The organism is Nocardioides pini, assembly GCF_026712185.1.
GTDB lineage: Bacteria > Actinomycetota > Actinomycetes > Propionibacteriales > Nocardioidaceae > Nocardioides > Nocardioides pini.
Map to the genome: position 1 here is coordinate 998,170 of NZ_JAPPUX010000001.1, position 18,458 is coordinate 1,016,627.

19 protein-coding genes are annotated in these 18,458 nt (G+C 72.9%); 5 read left to right on the forward strand and 14 right to left on the reverse strand.

Translation table 11 applies throughout. The features are described 5' to 3' along the window. Nucleotides 1–15: 15 nt before the first annotated feature. Entirely contained in the window at nt 16–978 is a 963-nt protein-coding gene (locus tag NYO98_RS04820; protein ID WP_268110389.1) for a phosphatidylinositol-specific phospholipase C/glycerophosphodiester phosphodiesterase family protein, read from the forward strand. Here the strand turns inward: NYO98_RS04820 and NYO98_RS04825 are convergent. From NYO98_RS04825 to NYO98_RS04845, 5 genes are all read right to left on the reverse strand, one after another. Continuing rightward, nucleotides 975–1,226 carry a hypothetical protein gene (locus NYO98_RS04825; RefSeq protein WP_268110390.1) on the reverse strand — a complete coding sequence of 84 codons (252 nt, stop codon included), beginning with the start codon at nt 1,224–1,226 and terminating at the stop codon, nt 975–977. The two genes, NYO98_RS04820 and NYO98_RS04825, sit on opposite strands and share 4 nt — an antisense overlap. Nucleotides 1,227–1,307: 81 nt before the next feature. Beyond that, complete coding sequence (locus NYO98_RS04830; RefSeq protein WP_268110391.1) at nt 1,308–2,198, reverse strand: PAS domain-containing protein; 891 nt, start codon at nt 2,196–2,198, stop codon at nt 1,308–1,310. 80 nt (nt 2,199–2,278) lie between these two features. Next, on the reverse strand, nt 2,279–3,715 hold the full coding sequence (locus tag NYO98_RS04835) for a chloride channel protein (RefSeq protein ID WP_268110392.1): 1,437 nt from the start codon (nt 3,713–3,715) through the stop codon (nt 2,279–2,281). After that, complete coding sequence (locus NYO98_RS04840; RefSeq protein ID WP_268110393.1) at nt 3,640–5,016, reverse strand: glutamate decarboxylase; 1,377 nt, start codon at nt 5,014–5,016, stop codon at nt 3,640–3,642. Before NYO98_RS04840 ends, NYO98_RS04835 begins: the two co-directional genes overlap by 76 nt. After that, a complete protein-coding gene (locus tag NYO98_RS04845) occupies nt 4,994–5,674 on the reverse strand; it encodes a hypothetical protein (protein ID WP_268110394.1) in 681 nt (226 codons plus the stop codon). The genes NYO98_RS04840 and NYO98_RS04845 overlap by 23 nt, the downstream gene beginning before the upstream one ends. Nucleotides 5,675–5,858: 184 nt before the next feature. Between NYO98_RS04845 and NYO98_RS04850 the strand changes: the two genes are divergently transcribed. After that, nucleotides 5,859–7,433, forward strand: a complete 1,575-nt coding sequence (locus NYO98_RS04850; RefSeq protein ID WP_268110395.1) for a M28 family peptidase — start codon at nt 5,859–5,861, stop codon at nt 7,431–7,433. Nucleotides 7,434–7,457: 24 nt separating this feature from the next. Here the strand turns inward: NYO98_RS04850 and NYO98_RS04855 are convergent, their stop codons facing one another. Next, nucleotides 7,458–8,351, reverse strand: coding sequence for an EamA family transporter (locus NYO98_RS04855; RefSeq protein WP_268110396.1), 894 nt, complete (start codon nt 8,349–8,351; stop codon nt 7,458–7,460). Nucleotides 8,352–8,434: 83 nt separating this feature from the next. Here NYO98_RS04855 and NYO98_RS04860 point away from each other — a divergent pair, with 83 nt between their 5' ends. After that, nucleotides 8,435–9,298: a LysR family transcriptional regulator gene (locus NYO98_RS04860; RefSeq protein WP_268110397.1), complete on the forward strand. Its 864-nt coding sequence runs from the start codon at nt 8,435–8,437 to the stop codon at nt 9,296–9,298. 40 nt (nt 9,299–9,338) lie between these two features. On the opposite strand, the gene NYO98_RS04865 is transcribed toward NYO98_RS04860, so the two are convergent. The 6 genes from NYO98_RS04865 to NYO98_RS04890 form a co-directional block, all read right to left on the reverse strand. Then, nucleotides 9,339–10,184, reverse strand: coding sequence for an alpha/beta fold hydrolase (locus tag NYO98_RS04865; protein ID WP_268110398.1), 846 nt, complete (start codon nt 10,182–10,184; stop codon nt 9,339–9,341). Nucleotides 10,185–10,352: 168 nt separating this feature from the next. After that, nucleotides 10,353–10,997, reverse strand: a complete 645-nt coding sequence (locus NYO98_RS04870) for a hypothetical protein (protein WP_268110399.1) — start codon at nt 10,995–10,997, stop codon at nt 10,353–10,355. 180 nt (nt 10,998–11,177) lie between these two features. Beyond that, nucleotides 11,178–11,774: a DUF3618 domain-containing protein gene (locus tag NYO98_RS04875; protein WP_268110400.1), complete on the reverse strand. Its 597-nt coding sequence runs from the start codon at nt 11,772–11,774 to the stop codon at nt 11,178–11,180. Beyond that, nucleotides 11,750–12,187, reverse strand: coding sequence for a phage holin family protein (locus NYO98_RS04880; protein ID WP_268110401.1), 438 nt, complete (start codon nt 12,185–12,187; stop codon nt 11,750–11,752). The genes NYO98_RS04875 and NYO98_RS04880 overlap by 25 nt, the downstream gene beginning before the upstream one ends. Nucleotides 12,188–12,210: 23 nt before the next feature. Continuing rightward, complete coding sequence (locus NYO98_RS04885; protein WP_268110402.1) at nt 12,211–13,032, reverse strand: hypothetical protein; 822 nt, start codon at nt 13,030–13,032, stop codon at nt 12,211–12,213. Further along, entirely contained in the window at nt 13,029–13,190 is a 162-nt protein-coding gene (locus NYO98_RS04890) for a hypothetical protein (protein ID WP_268110403.1), read from the reverse strand. Before NYO98_RS04890 ends, NYO98_RS04885 begins: the two co-directional genes overlap by 4 nt. A gap of 94 nt (nt 13,191–13,284) precedes the next feature. Between NYO98_RS04890 and NYO98_RS04895 the strand changes: the two genes are divergently transcribed. Both NYO98_RS04895 and NYO98_RS04900 read left to right on the forward strand, forming a co-directional pair. After that, complete coding sequence (locus tag NYO98_RS04895) at nt 13,285–14,388, forward strand: fatty acid desaturase family protein (RefSeq protein WP_268110404.1); 1,104 nt, start codon at nt 13,285–13,287, stop codon at nt 14,386–14,388. Nucleotides 14,389–14,438: 50 nt separating this feature from the next. Further along, complete coding sequence (locus NYO98_RS04900) at nt 14,439–15,548, forward strand: carboxylate-amine ligase (RefSeq protein WP_268110405.1); 1,110 nt, start codon at nt 14,439–14,441, stop codon at nt 15,546–15,548. A gap of 40 nt (nt 15,549–15,588) precedes the next feature. On the opposite strand, the gene NYO98_RS04905 is transcribed toward NYO98_RS04900, so the two are convergent. Both NYO98_RS04905 and NYO98_RS04910 read right to left on the reverse strand, forming a co-directional pair. Then, complete coding sequence (locus tag NYO98_RS04905) at nt 15,589–15,732, reverse strand: hypothetical protein (RefSeq protein WP_268110406.1); 144 nt, start codon at nt 15,730–15,732, stop codon at nt 15,589–15,591. After that, a complete protein-coding gene (locus tag NYO98_RS04910; RefSeq protein WP_268110407.1) occupies nt 15,732–18,392 on the reverse strand; it encodes an FAD/NAD(P)-binding protein in 2,661 nt (886 codons plus the stop codon). The genes NYO98_RS04905 and NYO98_RS04910 overlap by 1 nt, the downstream gene beginning before the upstream one ends. Between the last annotated feature and the right edge of the window lie 66 nt (nt 18,393–18,458).

The following is an 18,458-nucleotide window of genomic DNA, read 5'->3' on the forward strand; positions in this document are numbered from 1 at the left end:
GATGGGCTCGACGTCATGTTTCGGATCCCTCGCGCACTGCTCGCGACCTCCCTCGCCGTCCCGGTTCTCAGCCTCATCTCCCCGGCCACCTCCTCGACCGCCGCTGTCACCCCGGACCGCCCGGATGCGTCGGTGTCCCCGTTGTCCCAGGCCCACGCCCACAACGACTACGAGCACGACCGCCCGCTACAGGACGCGTTGTCGCACGGGTTCACCAGCGTCGAGGCCGACGTCTGGCTGGTCGACGGCGAGCTGCTCGTCGCGCACGACCGTGAGGACGTCGACCCGTCCCGCACGCTGGAGTCGCTCTACCTCGACCCGCTCGTTGATCGGGCCCGGCGCGAGGGCGGCCGGGTCTATCGCGGCTACGACGGCGTCTTCCAGCTGCTGATCGACGTGAAGAGCGAGGCCGGCCCGACGTACGCCGCCGTGCACGAGGCCCTCGCGGAGCACCGTCGCATCATGAGCACCTTCCGCGACGGCCGGGTGCGGCAGGACGCGGTCACCGCGGTCATCAGCGGCAACCGCGACCTGCCCGCGATGCAGGCCCAGCGGGTGCGCTACGCCGGGTACGACGGTCGCATGGGTGACCTTGGGTCGGGGCTGCCGGCTGCCGTGCTTCCCCTCCTCAGTGACAACTGGACGAAGTACTTCAGCTGGCAGGGCGTGGGTCCGATGCCGGCCGACCAGCGGGCCGTGCTGCACGACATCGTCGACCGTGCGCACGCGGCTGGCTACCGGGTCCGCTTCTGGGCCACCCCGGACACCCCTGGTCCGGCCCGCGACGCGCTGTGGGCCGAGCTGCTCGACGCGGGCGTCGACCACCTGAACACCGACGACCTCGCCGGGCTAGAGGCGTTCCTCCGCGCCCGCGAGGAGGGGAGGACCGTCGCCGGTCCGCCGTCCACACCGACCACGACGTCCTCCGGGCGGACGCCCGAGTGGTCCCGGGGCCGCGCTGATCAGCGGCAGGGCTAGGTCAGCTCGTCGATCGTGGGCAGATGCACCGCCTCGCCGGCGCGGATCTTCGTCGCGACCGCCCGGATCCACTCGTCGGACATGTCCATGACCCCGTGGGCGGCGAGCTCGCGCCCGAGGGTGCCCTCGACGTCGCTCACCAGCCCGGCCGCATGGCCGACAGCCACCGTGTCGATCACGGCCTGGGTGACCTTGAGCAGCCGCTCGACCATGGCGCGCTCGAACTCAGGATCCGGGTCCGGGCTCACAGGGCGTGAACATACGCGCTCCGGGTGAACGCGTCAGCGGAGCTCGTGGTCCCTCCGCGTGAGCCCGAGCGCCCCCGGCCCCTACTGTTCGACCACCTTGCGGAGGGTGTCCATCGCTCTCCTCACGGCGTCGCGGGCGGCGTCGATGCGCGCCGCCTCCGAGGGAGCCGCCCGGATGCGGCCCCGATCCAGCTCGAGCGTGGCCGCGAAGAGGTCCTGCAGCACCTCGGAGTGGAGCGCGTCGAGGATGCGCTCGTGCTCCTCGATGCGGGCGAGGCGCTCGCTGCGCCGGATGTTGCAGACCTGGCTCTGCGACCCGGGCTGGGTGTAGAGGTCGGTCACCGCCACCTCCACCCACGACCAACTGTCGCCGGTGCGGACCCGGAGCTCGCCGACCCGCCCGGCCCCGCTCGGGTCGACGGCCAGCAGCGCCTCGAAGTCCTCCTGGTCCTCGGGGTGGATGCGGTCCGTGATGGGTGTGCCCACGACCTCGTCGACCGGCCAGCCGAAGAGGTTCGAGACCGCCGGACTGGCGTAGCTGATGGCGTGGTGCGCGTCGACCAGGACTGCGGCGTCGCTGGAGCGCTCCATCAGGTGTCGGACGGCGTCACCGAGGTTGAGGGAGACGCCGACGATGCCGATCAGCTCGCCGTCGCGGTACACGCCGCTGTCGGTGACGAGCGCGTGCAGCACCTCGCCCCCGCGGCGCCGGACCGGGAAGCCGCCGGACCAGGGGCGGCCCTCCTGCAGCGCAGCCATGATCTCCGCGGCCGCCTGCCGGGAGATCTCGGGCACCGTCACCTCGGTGATGTCACGCCCCACGGCGTCGGCGGCAGGCCAGCCGTACAGCTCCTCGGCAGCGGCGTTCCAGAACACGACGGTGCCCTGCGCGTCAGTCGCGATCACGGCGTGCCCGAGCGCCTGCAGCAGCTCGTCGGACGACGGCCGCGCCGGACGTGTCCCGGTCTCCATGGACCCAGTGTGCGGCTCGGACGTCGCGCGGGCACGGGGCGAAAGACCCGGACCGAACGGTCCTTCCCGCCCGAGGTCCCTCAGCCCTCCGACGCGCGCGGGTTCGAGCCCGCCGGATCCGGCTCCGGCAGGGGAGACGGGAGCCGGGTGGTCACCAGGAAGGCGGCGACCACCGCCACGACGACCTGCGGGGTCACCGAGACACCGTCGGCGCCGAGCAGCAGCGTGGCCAGCAGCGTCGAGGTGAGGGGCAGCTTCAGCATGGCGGCGCACATCGCGCCGATCCCCATGCCGATCGCCGGCGCCAGCTCCATGCCGGGCAGCCCGGAGACGGCGCTGCCGAGGACGGCACCGATGAACATCGCGGGGAAGACCGGCCCGCCGCGGAAGGCGCTCAGCGCCAGCCCGTACGCGAGGGTCTTGCACCCGGCGAGGAGCACCAGGACGCCGACCGAGTAGTCCGTGGCGTGTGCGACCAGCCCGGGCAGGGCGTCCTGGCCGGAGAACAGCACCTGGGTGAAGCTGTGGTCCGAGACGAGCTGGTACGCCATCGCGATCGCGCCGATGCCCACGCCGAGCACCGTGGTCACCAGCACTCGGTTGACGTGCACCAGTGGACGCAGGGACAGGCCGATCGAGCGGATGAGCCAGCCGAGCAGCGCGCAGCCGACGCCGATCGGGACGGCCCACAGCATCGTGGCGATCGTGGGGGCGGTGGCCGGCGGGACGGAGGTCAGGGCCAGTGAGAAGGTGCCGAGCCCGGTCCAGCTGTTCATGCCGACGAACACCAGCGCTCCGATGCCGGACGCCAGCAGTCCCGGGAGCGCCACCAGGGTCAGCGTCGCGCCGCCGATGCCGGCCGCCTCCATGATGAGGAACGCCGCGAGCAGGGGAGAGCCCAGCAGGGTGCTGATCGCCGCGAAGCTGCCTGCCGACGCCATCACCGTCAGCGCCATCGGCGGTGCGTCCTTCCTCGCCAGGTGCACCGTCAGCGCCGCGAGCCCGCCGCCGATGGCGATCAGCGGAGCTTCCGGTCCGAGGACGGCGCCGAGGCTCAGCGTGGTGAGGGCGGCGAGGACGATCCCGGGAAGCTCGCTGGGGGTGGGCGGGCCTCCACCCGTCTTGAAGCCGAAGGCCGGCGAGTGCCCGCCCGTGCCGGGCAGGAGGCGGATGGTGAGCCCGGTGAGCAGCCCGCACAGGGCGAGCCACGGCACGGGCCACCACGCCGGCGAATCGCCCAGCATCGCGTCGGGCAGGTCGACGAAGACCTGCTCCTGGACCTTGGCGACGAGCGCCAGGAAGCCGTAGGCGACGACCGAGATGGGTGCGCCGAGGACGGCGGAGAGCAGCAGCGCAGCGAGGTACGGCCACGACCGGACGACGGCCGTCGCGTCGACGGCCGGTGGCGCAGGCGCCGACGGGCGGTCGTGCTCCGGTGTCGTCAGTAGCCCGTCCCCTTCTTGGTCGTCTCGCGCTCGACGTGCGCCGTCCCACCCTTCGTGTCGAGGGTCGCGCACGCGTCGACGATGTCCCGCGTCAGGCGCTCCACCTGCTCACGGCTCATCGTCTCCTTCACCAGGGCCCGCATGATCTTCACGTGCTCGGCGTTCGGGGGGAGGGTGTAGGCCGGCACCATCCAGCCGCGCTCCGCCGACAGCTGCCACGCGATGTCGGACTCGTCGTACGACTGGTGCTCTCCCGCGAGGCGGAACGCCACGAGCGGCAGCTGCTCGGCGTCACCGCCGATCACCTCGAACAGCCCGGTGTCGCGCAGGTTGGCGGCGAGCGCCCCGGCGTTCTGCTGCATCTGCTTCATCACGTAGGTGTAGCCGTCGCGCCCGAGGCGGACGAAGTTGTAGTACTGCGCCAGGACCATCGCGGCGCCCGTCGAGAAGTTCAGGGTGAAGGTGGCGTCCAGCTTGCCCAGGTAGTTCTCGTAGAAGACGAGGTCCTCGGCCAGGTCCGCCTCCTCGCGGAAGACGAGCCAGCCGATGCCCGGGTAGACGAGCCCGTACTTGTGGCCGGACACGTTGATGGACCGGACCTGCTCGAGCCGGAAGTCCCAGGGCGAGTCGGGGTAGAGGAACGGCCAGACGAACCCGCCGCTGGCGCCGTCGACGTGGAGCGGGATGTCCAGGTCGCGCCTGCTCCGGATGTCGAGCAGCAGGTCGTTGATGCCGACGATGTCGTCCATGTGCCCGGTGAAGGTCGTCCCCAGGACGGCCGCCACCCCGATCGTGTTCTCGTCGAGGTGGGGCTCGACGTCCTCGGGTCCGATCGTGTACTTGTCCTTCGCGAGCGGGATGATCCTGGGCTCGACGTCGAAGTAGCGGCAGAACTTCTCCCACACCACGTGGACGTCGCCCCCGAACACCAGGTTCGGCCGGTCCGTCGACAGGTGCGCGGCCTGCCGGCGTTCCTTCCACTTCCACTTCAGCGACAGGGCGCCGAGCATGATCGCCTCCGAGGAGCCCTGCGTGCGGCACCCGGTCGTCGGACCCGGGGCGTGGAACAGGTCGGCCAGCATCCGCACGCAGCGCTGCTCGATCTCGGCCGAGATGGGGTACTCCGCGTGGTCGATGAAGTTGCGGTGCAGGTTCTCGGCGATGATCCGCTGCGCCTCCGGCTCCATCCAGGTGGTCACGAAGGTCGCCAGGTTGCGCTGGGGATCTCCCTCGAGGGCCAGGTCCTCGGCCACGAGCCGGAACGCGTCCGTGGGACGCATGCCGCTCTGGGGGAAGGACGTGGCAGGCGCCCGGTCGGTCAGGAACCGGTTGCCGAACAGCGTCTCGGCGTCACGTTGGTCCAGTGTGCTCATGGGATTGCTGCACCACCATTCTTGTCGGGGTTGGCCGGTCGATCGATTGGATGACGCCGCCGATCGCGAAGCAGACGGCGCCGGCGAAGGTCCCCCAGTTGACGATCCCGACGTCGACCTCGGTCGAGGTCGCGGGGCGTACGAAGGCCGCGAGCCCGGCGAGGATGAACAGCACCGAGCCGAGCTGGTTCACCGCGACGACCCACCACGTGAGGAGGTGGACGCGCACGGTGACCCGGCCGTCCCCGACCTCGAGCATCGCGAGGTGGCCGGAGAGGAGGAAGCAGACGCACCCGAGCATGTCGGGCAGCCAGATCCACCCGTCGGACTGGCGCGGGGTGAGACCCGAGGCGAAGGCCGCGACCAGGCTGACGGCGAAGAGCAGGGTCCCGACGAACAGCACGACCGCGCTGCGCCAGTCGCGCTGCGCCGGCAGGTTGTCCCACCACCGCATCCGCTCGCCGCTCGACGGCGGCGCGGACGGTCGGGGCTGCGCTGCGTTGACGACGAGCAGGATCGAGGCGTAGCCGCCCAGGCTGAAGAAGAAGCCGCCGACCAGGTAGGTGATGTTGACGGCCACGAGCGCCGCGCCCTGCTGCGCGAGGAACGCGCCCAGGGCGAACAGGCTGCCACCGGCCACGAAGGCGCAGGAGGCCACCAGGTTGATCCTGACGAGTCGTCGTCCCACAGTCGCGTACCTCAAGCCTCTGGGTGGGTGGCCCGGCCGTCCGGTCAGTAGTTCACGAAACCGAGCGCTCCGGCCTCATCCGCTGCGGGTGACTCGGCGCCGCGTCCGCGCCCCTAGGGTCGGGAAATTCTCGACCCCCTCCAAGGAGACTCCCATGCCCAGACGGTTCCACCTCGCCGTGTCGGCCGCCGCGACGGCCGCCCTGATCGCTGCCGTGACCAGCCCACCGGCGTACGCCGACCCCAACAACAACACGGTCCGCAAGCTCACCAAGGCCGTGACCGTGGACGGGGTGATGGACCACCTGGAGGCCCTCCAGGACATCGCCGACGAGGACGGCGACCGGGCCGCGGGCCGCCCCGGCTACCGGGCGTCGGTCGACTACGTCGTCGCGCAACTCGAGGACGCCGGCTACGACCCGACCGTGCAGGCGTTCCCGTTCGCCTACGAGGAGGACTTCTCCGAGCTCGCGCGGATCTCGCCGAGCCCCCGCGTGTTCGAGCAGGACACCGAGTTCCTCCGCAACGGCTTCGACTCCGGGACCCCCGAGGGGACCGCGACCGGCACGCTCTTCGTCATCCCCGCCTCCGACCCGACCGATGGGTGCGAGGCCGGCGACTTCGCCGGGCTGGCGGCCGGCCAGATCGCGCTGATCCAACGCGGAGGGTGCGGGTTCGCCATCAAGGCGCTCGCCGCCCAGAACGCGGGTGCGGCCGGTGTCGTCATCTACAACAACACCCTCGGCATGATCCGGATGATCGGTGACGCCACGGGGCTGACGATCCCGGCGGTCTTCGCCAGCCAGGTCGCCGGCGAGAACCTCGCGTCCACGCCCGGTGCGACCGTGCGGGTGAAGGTGGACTTCACGTCCGAGCAGCGCACGGCCTACAACGTGCTGGCCGAGACGGCGAGCGGCAACGACGCCAACACCGTGATGGCGGGGGCCCACCTCGACAGCGTGCAGGACGGTGCCGGCATCAACGACAACGGCTCGGGCAGCGCGGCGCTCCTCGAGACCGCCATCCAGATGGCGAAGGTCAAGCCCACCAACACAGTGAGGTTCGCCTGGTGGGGTGCCGAGGAGGAGGGCCTCCTCGGGTCGACGTACTACGTCGGACACCTGACGCCCGAGCAGCGGCAGGACATCGCGCTCTACCTCAACTTCGACATGGTCGCCTCGCCCAACTACACCTTCGGCATCTACGACGGCGACAACTCCGGCGGGACGGCCGCCCCCGGCTTCATCCCGCCGGGCAGTGCGGAGATCGAGGACGTCTTCGAGCAGTTCTACGCCGACCGCGGGGAGCCGTCCCAGGACAGCCAGTTCTCGGGCCGCTCCGACTACGGGCCGTTCATCGCGGTGGGCATCCCGGCCGGTGGGCTCTTCACCGGCGCGGAGGTGCCCAAGACGGCGGCCGAGGCGGCGCTGTACGGCGGCGTGGCGGGCGCGTCGCTGGACCCGTGCTACCACCAGCCGTGCGACAACCTGACCGGCGCGGGGCAGAACGCGGCCCTCTACGCCCAGCTGCGCGAGGACTACACCCTCGTCGGCAACGTCAACGTGCACGCGCTGGACGTCAACTCCGATGCCATCGCGACCGCGGTGCTGACGTTCGCCTACGACACCTCGACCGTCAACGGCGCACCCGGGCACCCGGGCGCGGGCCAGGTCAAGCCCGGCACCTCCGAGCGGACCCTCGCCGCGATCAGGGACATGCGCGCCCGCTGAGCGACGACGGCGCCCGAGGACCGGTCAGGCCGACACGAGGCCTGGCCGGTCCACCGGGACCGGTGCGTCGGTGCGGGCACCGGTGCGCTCGGCCCCGATGCCGGCAGCGACGACGAGCAGGATGCCGACCACGGCGACGGCATCGGGCACCTGGCTGAGCACGAGGAAGCCGATCACCAGGGCGAAGGCGGGCTCGAGGGCCATCAGGGTGCCGAAGGCGCCGGTCGTGAGCCGGCGAAGCGCGAGCAGCTCGAGGGCGAACGGCACGACCGGCAGCAGGATCGCCAGGCCCAGGCCGTACACGAAGAGCTCGGGCGTCAGGTCGCCGACGACGCCGGGGCCTGCGACCGCGGTCGCGACGAGGGCGGCGACGGGCATGGAGATCGCCAGGCCGCCGAGTCCGCTGACGGCGTCGCCGACGCGCTGGGTCAGCAGGATGTACGCCGCCCAGCACACGGCGGCACCCAGCGCACAGGCCACGCCCACCGGGTCGGCGGCGCCGGTCCACGGCTGCGTCAGGAAGAGCACCCCGACCGCGGCCACCGCGGCCCACGACCGGCCCACCCCACGGCTGCGCCAGACGGCGATCGTCAGCGGCCCGAGGAATTCCAGCGCGCTCGCCATGCCGAGGGGGAGGCGCGCCACGGCGGCCATGAAGAGCAGCGTCACCCCGGCGGTCACCACGCCGAGCGCGACGCCCGACCGCAGCGCCTCGCGCGAGTAGAGCGACAGCCGGGGCCGGACGACCACCAGCAGGAGGATCCCCGCCCAGAAGAGGCGGATCCAGGCCGCGCCGGAGGCCCCGAGGTCGTCGATGAGCCCGACCGACAACGCCAGGCCGAGCTGGACGCAGAGCATCGACGCGACGGCCATGGACGCGCCTGCGCGGGCCCCGGAGCGGAGGGTGGTGGAGTGCATGCCTCCAGTAGACGGCGCCGAAACCGTTCGTGTCCACGTGACTTTGCTGGACAGTTCGTTCACCAGATCGACACAATGGCTACATGGACGTCCGTCGCCTCCGCATGCTCCTCGAGCTCTCCCGGCTGGGTTCGATGCACGACGTCGCCGAGACGCTCGGGACCACGACGTCGAGCGTCTCGCAGGGGATCGCCGCCCTGTCCCGTGACGTCGGCAGCCCGCTGCTGGAGCCCGACGGAAGGCGGGTCCGGCTCACCCCGGCCGGACGGCGGCTGGCCGACCACGCCGTCACGATCCTCGCCGCGGTCGACGCCGCACGCCTCGACCTCGACCCGACCGCGGAGCCGGCGGGGGTGGTGCGCGTCGGCGGCTTCGCCTCCGCGATCCGGCGCTCGCTGCTGCCGGCCATCCACGACCTGCGCTCGACCCACCCCGGCCTCGACGTGCGGATCCACGAGTACGAGCCGATCGAGTCGCTGGACCTGCTGGCCCGCGACGACCTCGACCTCGCCCTGGCCTACGACTACGACCTCGCTCCCGCGGAGTGGCGCGACGACCACGTCGTCTCGCCGCTGTGGGACGTCGAGTGGGGGATCGGCGTGCCCACCCGCGACCGGCACCTCGGGCTCGCCGACCTCGCCGACCGCGACTGGATCGTGAACTCGCGCAACACCGCCGACGAGGACGCGCTGCGCACGCTGGCCTCGCGAGCCGGCTTCGTCCCCCGGGTCGTGCACCGCATCGACTCGCTCGAGCTGGTCGACGACCTCGTGGTGGCTGGTCGTGGCGTCGCCCTGCTGCCGCGGGGTCGCGCGTCGCGGCGCGGCGTGAGCGTCGTACGTCTGCGTGATCCGGAGGTGCGGCTCCGTGCCTACGCGGTGACCCGGCGCGGGCGGGGCGGCTGGCCGCCGCTGCGCGCGGTGACCGACCGGCTCGTCACCGGCTGAGGACCAGGGTGGGTAGGGGCGGGCGGATCCGGCACCCACATCATCCGGTCGCCCCGGTGCGCCGGGTGGCGACGTACGAGACGTGGCTGAGGACCGCCTCGGCGACGACCTCCGGATCGGTCCGCGGCGCCCAGTGCCCGAGCGGCAGGTGCACGCGGCGCAGGTCGTCGCACCAGGGCTCGCTCGCCTCGAGCGCCGCCTCCCGGATCGCGGGGTCGCGAGTGAGGGCGAGCTGCAGCACCGGCACGGTCGTACGACGCTCCCGCAGCCGGCGGCGGAAGGTGACGTTGCCCCGGTAGTAGCGCAGCCCCGAGACCATCTCGCGTCCCCCCACCACCCGCAGGACCGGCGGCGCCAGCGGTGAGACGAGGAACGAGACGTAGGACGACGCGAGGCCCTGGCCCGCCAGTCGGGCGATCCCGGCCGGCGTGGGGTGCAGGAGCGTACGACGCGTCCACGCCGCCACGTGGTCGAGGTTGGGACCGCTGATCGAGGTGAAGCCGGCGATCCGGTCTGCGGCACCCGGCTCGCACACCGCCTCCCACGCCTGCACCGATCCCCAGTCGTGGCCCACGACGTGGGCGGGGCGGTCGGGACTCGCGGCGTCGACCACGGCCATCAGGTCGGCGGCGAGGTGGGGGAGTGCGAACGCGTCGTCGGAGGCGCCGGTCGGTGAGAATCCCTGGCCGCGCGTGTCGTAGACCACGACGCGCAGGTGCGGGGCGAGCCGCTCGGCGACGGGGAGCCACATCCGGTGCGTGTCGGGATAACCGTGCACCAGCACGACGGCCGTGGCGTCGGGTTCGCCCGTCTCCTGCACCGCAAGGTCGACCCCGTCACCCCGCACGGTGCGACGGCGCCAGGTCAGGGGTGAGGGGGAGTCCATGGCGCTCCGTACCCCGGAGGGGCGCGTCCAGCCCCTCGGTGCCGCAGCACCTTCTCCGGCGGGCGGCCCTTGGCGAGCTCGTCCACGAGCTTGTCGCCCGCACACCGAGAAGGTGATCCGGTCGGAGCGCGGGTTGAGCTGCGCCGCCGCGCGACAGCCGCGCCGGGGTCAGCCCTTGTCGGTGTCGGCCGCCCGCTGCAGCATCTGGGACTCGCTGGCCACGGACTTCACCGTGCCGGGGTCCATGAGGGGCTCGGTGCCCGGCTGGTGCAGGTCGGTCTCGGTGGTGTCGGGGTTGACACCCTCGCCCGCGGCGGGGATGCCGGACGGCGTGGTGATGTCGTCGGTGGTGCCCGCGTCGAGCTCGGCCTCCACCTCCGCCTCGCTCAGCCCGAGGGCGGGCGCGAGCACGGCGGCCTGCTCCGACGACGCGCGCCTGGGAGCGGTCTTCCGGGCTGCGCCCTTCTTCGCGGCTGCCTTCTTCGCAGGAGCCTTCTTGGCAGGTGCCTTCTTGGCAGCCGGCACCGTGACGGGGGGAGCCTCCGGCGCCGTGTCCAGCGCGGTGTCCGGACCACTGGTCGAGGAACGCCCGGCGCCGGTCACCGGGTCGACCTCGGTGGAAGCCGGCCGGTCGGCGGGCCACGGCGCGGGCGGGGTCGGTCGCGAGCCCGAGACCTGCTCGATGACACGCCCGACGACGCGGGCCGTCGTGCGCACCCCGGTCGTGGCGATGCCCACCGAGGTCCCGATGACGGCTGCGGCGGCATGGGCGGGGAGCGTGACGGCTCCGGAGACCAGGCGGATGGGGTTCACCAGCGTTCCTCTCGTCGACGTACTACGTCAGTGGGACCTGCAGTACCCCGATCGGCGCCAGGCCAGACCGTGACCTGTGCCACGGCGTGCGTCTCGAGCCACAGCGTACGGAGCGTGGCCCCGCACGCAACGAACCGGCCCGCCCCCACGTGGGGACGGCCCGGTCTCGTCACGCGACGATCAGGACGTGGTCTGCGAGCGGACCTCGTCCACTCCGGACTGCCCCTCGGACCTGACCTTGCCGGCGCTGTCGGACGCGGTGTCCTTGACCTCCTGGGCAGCGTCCACCGCCGTCTCCTTGACGCCGTCGACGACGTCCTGCGCCATCGACTTCGCCTGGTCCACGACCGGCTGGCCGTGCTCCTTGGCAGCGTCGACGACGTGACCGGCCGCCACGGCCTCCTTCTCGGAGGCGGGAATCAGCGCCGAGACGATCAGCCCGGCGCCGAAGGCGACGAGGCCGGCCGCCAGCGGGGCGCCCTGCACCTTGTCCTGGGCGCCGCTGACGGCGTCCTGGGCCGTGCCCTTGACGGAGTCGACCGCTCCGGTCGTGGAGCCCATGGCGGACCCGGCCGTGCCGGTCGCCGACGAGCTGACGCCGTGGGCGGTGCCCATCACCTTCTCGCGCATGGACTGCACGCGGCTGCGCGCCGCCTGCTTGCGCCGCTCGACGATGGCCGACGGGCTCACCCGGTCCTGCAGGGCGTCGACGTCGGCGGTCATCGACTGCCGCGTCTGCTCGATCTCGGACCTCAGTTCTTCTGTGCTCTGACCCATGCTGCGTCCTCCTTGAGTGTCTGCTGCGTCTCCGGCAGCTGCGGGTTTGCGTTCTTGAGCTCCTTGCGGCCGCGGGCCGCCAGGACGGCGCCGACGATCGCCCAGATGAGCGTGACGATCAGGAATGCCAGCTCCACCGGCATCCAGTTGTCGAGCAGGTAGGCCAGGGCGAACGAGCCGAGGATCAGGGCGAGCAGGCCGGCGACACCGGCACCGCCGAGCATCCCGGCCCCCTTCCCGGCCTTGGCCGCCTCTTCCTTGAGCTCGGTGCGAGCAAGCTCCAGCTCCTGCTTGACGAGCGTCGTCAGGTCGTTGCTCAGGTCGCCCACGATCTGGCCGAGGCTGCGCCCGTCCTCGACGCCCGTGCTCGCGACGTGCGAGCCCGTCGGGGTCGTCGCGCTCGTCGGCGTCACAGGGTCGAATCCCTGGGCCCCTGTCACGGCGTGTCCTGGGTGCGCTGGCCCGGCAGGCCGGACGTGGTGGAGTCGAGGCCGGACGGCGTCGTCAGCGTCGGGTCGGTCGCCGGGGTGTCGTACCCCGAGGTGCCCGGGCGGTCGGTGCTCGACCGGCCCGCGAGGGGTGCAGCTCCGCCGGCGGTCCCCATGGGGCCCGTCCCGGCACCGGTGGTGCCGAACGTCGTGTCGGTCGGGTACGTCGTCGCGCTGGTGCCGGTCGTGCCGTGGGACTCGGCGAGCGACGCGGCAGCCGCACCGTCGGCGGTCGCGCGGAACATCCGCCCGGCGACCACGCCTGCAGCGAGTGCGCCCAGGAGGAACGTGCCGGGACGGCGTCGCGCGAAGTCGCGCGCGTCGTCGAGCAGCTGTCCGGGCTCGCGGTTCTCGAGGTGGCTCCCGAGGGCGCGGACGCGGTCGGAGACCTCCTGGGCCAGGTCGGTGGCCATGCCCTGGGAGGGGCCCTGGCCCTGCGCCATCTGCTGCAGGTCGTCGCCGAGCGTCCGGAGGGTCTCCGACAGCTTGTCGCGACCGGTGGTGGCCTGGTCGCTGAGCTGGGTGGTCACCTGGTGCCTGGCCTCGCCCACGACGTTGCGGGCCTGCTCGGCCGCGGTGCCGGCGACGTTGAGCGCCTCGTCCTTGGCGGTGCCGGCCACGTGCTTGCTCTGGTCGGCAGCCGTGGCCGCGGTGTCCTTGGCCTTGTCGGTCGTGCTCGAGCTCGACCCGGTCGTGCCCGAGCTGTAGCCGCTCGCGTCATAGCCGGCGGTGCCGGTGGTGCTGAGCGGGTCATTTCCGTAGGTCGTCATGCGTCCTCCTCGGACTGGGTGTTGGTGGTGCGTGCGCCCGGATCGGGGTCCGGATCGCTGGCGGGCTCGGAGTCCGGCCGCAGCTGCTGCTGATCCGGCTCCTCCCCGTCCGGCGTCGGCGGATCCGCGTCCTGGTCGTGGTAGGGGTGCTCGGTCATGGCGCTCCGTACCCAGCGTCCGGCGTCGCACTCCACCCGTTCGGGGGGACTCCTCGAAATGCATGTGAGGTCGGCCGACGGGGCACTGGGAACGATGGCTGCATTCCTCCACCACGCGCCCGCCCCGCGGTCGTACGCCGACCTCACAGACGCCGAGGTCGAGGACATCGGGCGCACCCTGGACGCCCTGCGCGAGGAGGTCCTCGCCGACCGGGGCGCGCGCGACGCGGCGTACATCCGACGCGTGATCGCGGTCCAGCGCTGCCTCGAGGTGGGCGGGCGAGTCGTGCTCCTCGGCAGCCGGAGCCGGACCGCCTGGTGGCTGGGCACCACCTCGCTTGCCCTCTCGAAGGTGCTCGACAACATGGAGATCGGGCACAACGTGCTGCACGGGCAGTGGGACTGGATGCGCGACCCCCGGATCCACTCCTCGTCGTGGGACTGGGACTACGCCTCGGCGCCGGACCAGTGGAAGCGGGCGCACAACGACCGGCACCACGTGAACACCAACGTGCTCGGCAAGGACAACGACCTCGGCTACGGCATCATGCGCGTGGACGAGGCCCAGGAGTGGCAGCCGCGTCACCGCCTGCAGCCGTTGCTCAACCTGCTCAACGCGATCTTCTTCGAGTACGGCATCGCCACCTACGACCTCGACCTGGGCGAGACGTTGCGGCAGAGCAAGGGCGTGTCCGCCGAGCAGAAGGCGGAGATGCGCACGACAGCGCGCCGGGCCGCTCGCAACGCGCTCCGCGACTACGTGCTGCACCCGCTGCTGTCGGCGCCCACCGGGTCGGCCCGCACCACCTTCACCGCCAACCTCGTCGCCAACCTGGCGCGCAACGTGTGGAGCCACTCGGTGATCATGTGCGGCCACTTCCCCGAGGGTGTGGCGACGTTCGAGGTGGCCGAGCTCGACGAGCACGAGACGCGCGGTCGGTGGTACGTCCGCCAGATGCTCGGCTCCGCCGACGTCTCCGGCCCGCCGCTGCTGCACGTGCTGTGCGGCAACCTCTCGCACCAGATCGAGCACCACCTGTTCCCGGACCTGCCCAGCAACCGCTACCGCGAGATCGCGGTGCCCGTCCGCGAGCTCTTCGAGCGCCACCGCCTGCCCTACAACACCGCGCCGCTGTGGCGGCAGGTCGCCAGCGCCTGGCACAAGGTCGTCCGGCTGTCGGTGCCGCCCCGGCGCTGACCGACCTCCGCCGGCGCATGACGGTGCCCGCGGTGGGGCACCTGTCCGCCATGAGCAGGATGCCGGCGGTGCCGGCGCACGTCCCGGGCGGCGAGTTCTCCGTCGGCGTGGAGGAGGAGCTCATGCTCGTCGACGAGCACGACGAGCTGATGGGTGCCGCGGCGGCGCCGCTGGTGGAGGCGATGTCGCAGTCCGTGGAGGACGCGGGCGTCGTGACCGGCGAGATCTACGTCGACCAGGTCGAGCTCAACACCCCCGTGTGCCGGAGCGCCGACGACGTGTGGCGATCCCTGCGCGACCTCCGGGCCCTCGTCGGCAAGGAGGGCGGCCGCGTCCTCGCGGCGGGGGTGCACCCGACGGCGCCGGTCGGCGTGCCCGACATCGCCACCTCGCCGCGCTACGACCGCGTCATCGACGAGTACGCCGGCCTGCTCCGCACGCCGACCGCGGCGCTGCAGGTGCACGTCGGACTGCCCGACGAGCACACGGCGATGCTCGCCTACCGCGGCCTGCGCAACCGCCTGCCGCTCCTGCGCGCCCTGGCCGCGGGGTCGCCGTACTGGCACGGGCTCGACTCGGGGCAGGCCACCGCCCGGGCCGCCATCATCCGGTCCTACCCCCGGACCACGATGCCGCCGCTGCTGCGGTCGTGGGACGACTACGTCGCGCGCACGGAGGCGCTGATGACGGCGGCCGAGGCGTCCGACCACACCTACGTGTGGTGGGAGATGCGTCCGCGACCGCTGCTCGGGACCCTCGAGGTGCGGGTGATGGACGCCGTGCCGTCCCTGTCGACGGTCGCCGCGCTCACCGCACTGGTGCAGGGCATCGCCCTCCGCGCCGTGGAGTCGCCCGACGACGTCGACCTCGACGACGACGTGCTCGCGGTCAACGACCACCGCGCTGCGCGCTACGGCCTCGACACCCGGGTCGTGGACGTCGACGGGTCGTTGCGACCTTTGCGGGAGGTCGCCGGCCGGGTGGTCGCCGAGGCGCGCGCGGCGCTGGCCGCCGACGGCGTCGACGCTCCGGTCGACCCGCTCGAGGCCGCGCTCGCCCGCGAGACCGAGCCGAACCGCCAGCGGCGGGTGGTGGCCGCCGGTGGCATGCCGGCCCTCCTCGCCGACCTCGTCGCCCGCACCACGGATCTGGACGGCTGAGCGACGTGGGCCGTCCGTCCCTCGTCCGGGGCCTGGCGCCTCAGCGCTGCGCGTCCGGCTCGCGCAGCAGCCACCAGCCGGCGGTCCAGGCGGCCGCGCCCGCGACGAGCTCGACGTGCAGGTCGGCGATCGCGATGCTGACCATGGTGGTCACCGCGACCGCGCTGAACCCGTCGAGCGCCATCAGCTGCTGACCGACTCGCTCGCCGTGGCCACCGCGGCGCGACGCCGGGCGTCGAGGGCGGAGGAGCGGCGGGACAGGCGCTGGTCGAGCAGGTGGGCGGCCTCGGTGGTGCGCCCGGCCATCGCCAGGACGTGCACGAGGGTGTCCTCGACGACCTCGCGCTGGGCCCGGCTGCCGCCCAGCGGCGCCATGGTGGCGACGACACCGGTCAGCGTCACGGCGGCGGCGTTCCACCGCTCCTCGACGACGTGGCCGAGGCCGGTGCACAGGGGAGCCACGACGTCGCGGAAGACGCGGTCGTCGCTCCGCTCCGCGTGGGCCTCCAGCGCGGCCAGGGCGGCAGCGTCGCCGTCGGCGGCGAGGAGGACGGCGCTGTGCATCGCGGCGAACGGCGTCGGGGGTGCGGTCAGCCACTCGTCCGGGGCCTGCGCCCGCACCTCGGCGACGGGCAGGTCGTCGGTCCACGCCCCGGTCACCCGGCCGCGCCAGAGGAGCGACCCGCTGTCGACGACGACCCGGCTGCCGCTGACGACCGACGGGGCGAGCTCGCGGGCATAGCGCCGGCGCACGGCCGCCACGTCGTCCTGCATCAGCTCGTGGAGCGCGGCGTGCCAGGAGAAGTGGGACCGGTGGTTTGCCTCCGGACCGCGGGAGCGGATCCACTCGTCGAGCCACACCAGCCCGGTGGTGTGGTCGCCGGTCTCGTAGTAGACGTGCGCCCTCGCGTGGACGGCATGGCCCGAGGCGGGCTCGACGGAGAGGGCGTAGGACGCGAGGTCCTCGGCCTCGGCCCACCGCTCCTGGTCCTGCCGGACGAACGCGAGCTGGCCGGCGTACCACCAGTCGTCGCCGTAGCTCCGGCCGAGCGACTCGACGAGCTCGGCGGTCTGCGTGCCGCTGGTCAGCCCACCGAACGCCACCGTCGGCACGGCGACGCTCACCGCGAGGGCGTCGCGCGGGAACAGGCGGACGTGCCGGAGCAGGGCCGCGGCGCCGGTGGCCTCGTCGGTGCGGAGCCGGGTGGTGACGGCGTCGAGGAAGGAGGACTCGCGGTCGTCGAGGTGGCGGTGCGCCGCGGCCCGGTGGGCGGCGCGGAGGGACGCGCGCCAGTGGGTGTTGGCGCCCCACTCGTGCCCGAGCAGCGCGAGGGCGGCGTGGGCCTGCACGAAGCCCTCGTCGGCGGAGACCGCCTCCGCGAGGCCCTCCTCCACGCCGTCCTGGAGGCGGAGCAGGCGACCCAGCGCGGCGTTGTAACGCTCGGCGGCGTCCTGGCTGGCGGACAGGGTGAGGCCGTAGGGGTCGACGGGCCGGCGGCGGACCTCGCCGTGCAGCGAGCGGCTGACGATGCGCGCCACGTCGTAGGCCTGCTCGCGGATCTCCGGCATCGCCGTGGACTCCCACAGGTTCCCGCGGCGCAGCGACCCGACCGCGAGGAAGGGGAGCGTGTCGGGCAGGGTGCCGAGGATGCGGCCGTCGTCGGCGGTGTCGATGCCGAGGCCCGCCGGGCCCGGCCGCACCAGGCCCGACTGCGCCAGCCGGGTGAGCAGCGGGTCGGCGGCGATGGAGCCGACCGGGCCGGTGCAGTTGACCACCGCCGCCACGCGCAGGGTCGTCCCGTCGTCGAGGGTCACGTGGAGCGCGGAGCCCTCGGTGCGTACGGCGGCGAGGGTGCCGCGGTGGCGCACGAGCCGGCCCTCGGCCGCGACGACCTCGAGGCGGCGGGCGGTGGCCGGCGCCATCCGGTGCCGGTGCACGTCCCACGAGCGGGCGTCCTCGGCGATGAAGCGTCGCTTGTCGGCCTCCGACAGCCCCCGCCACAGCTGGGAGGTGACGGGACGGAGCCCGTCGATCGCGGCCCGCCAGTCGCCGGTGCCGGCGACGGTGTCCGACACGTGCGCGGCGAGGGTCGAGCGGAGGGTGTCGAGGTCCTGGGTGCGGGTGATGCCGGGCGGCGGCGGCACCGGGGGAGTCGTGGGCAGCACGTGCGCGTGGGGCACGGCGTCGGTGCGGGAGACCACGTGGATGGTGCGGTCGGGGCGGTCGGCGCTGATGGCGAGGTCGACCATGGTCAGGCCGGACCCCAGCATCAGCACGTCGCCGACCTCGGGGATCCCCTGCGTCCACGGGTCGGCCACGAGCCGGTGGTCGGCCGCGAGCTCGGGCGGGGCCCACCCGGTGCCCGGGCGGCTGCCGGTCGCGAGGACGACCGCGCGGGCCTCGAGCCGCTCGCCGTCGGAGAGCTCGACGACGAACCCGTCGCCGGAGCGGCTGACGTCGGCGACCTCGGCGTGCCGTCGTACGAGCCGCGCATTGCCGGGGAACTCGGTCGCGGTGGTCAGCAGGCTCTCGATGTAGCGGCCGAAGACGGCCCGGGGGGCGAAGTCGTGGGGCTGGAACGACGCGTCGTGGTGGTTGCGCAGCCAGCGGAGGAAGTGCTCGGGGTCGCGTGGGAACGCGCTCATGCCCGACGCCGGGACGTTGAGGAGGTGGCGCTCGTCCGTCGTGGAGTAGGCCTGGCCGCGACCGGTGCCCGGGGCCGGGTCGACCAGCTCCACGGTGAATCGCGACGACAGTGCGGTCACGAGGTGCGTGGCGACGAGCGTGCCGCCCGCACCCGCTCCCACCACGACGACCCGACAGTCTCCCTCGATCGTCCCCACAGCAGCCTCCTCCATAGTCAACTGACTTAGTGGACAAAAGGTATCAGTCCTGCCCCCGCCGGCCGA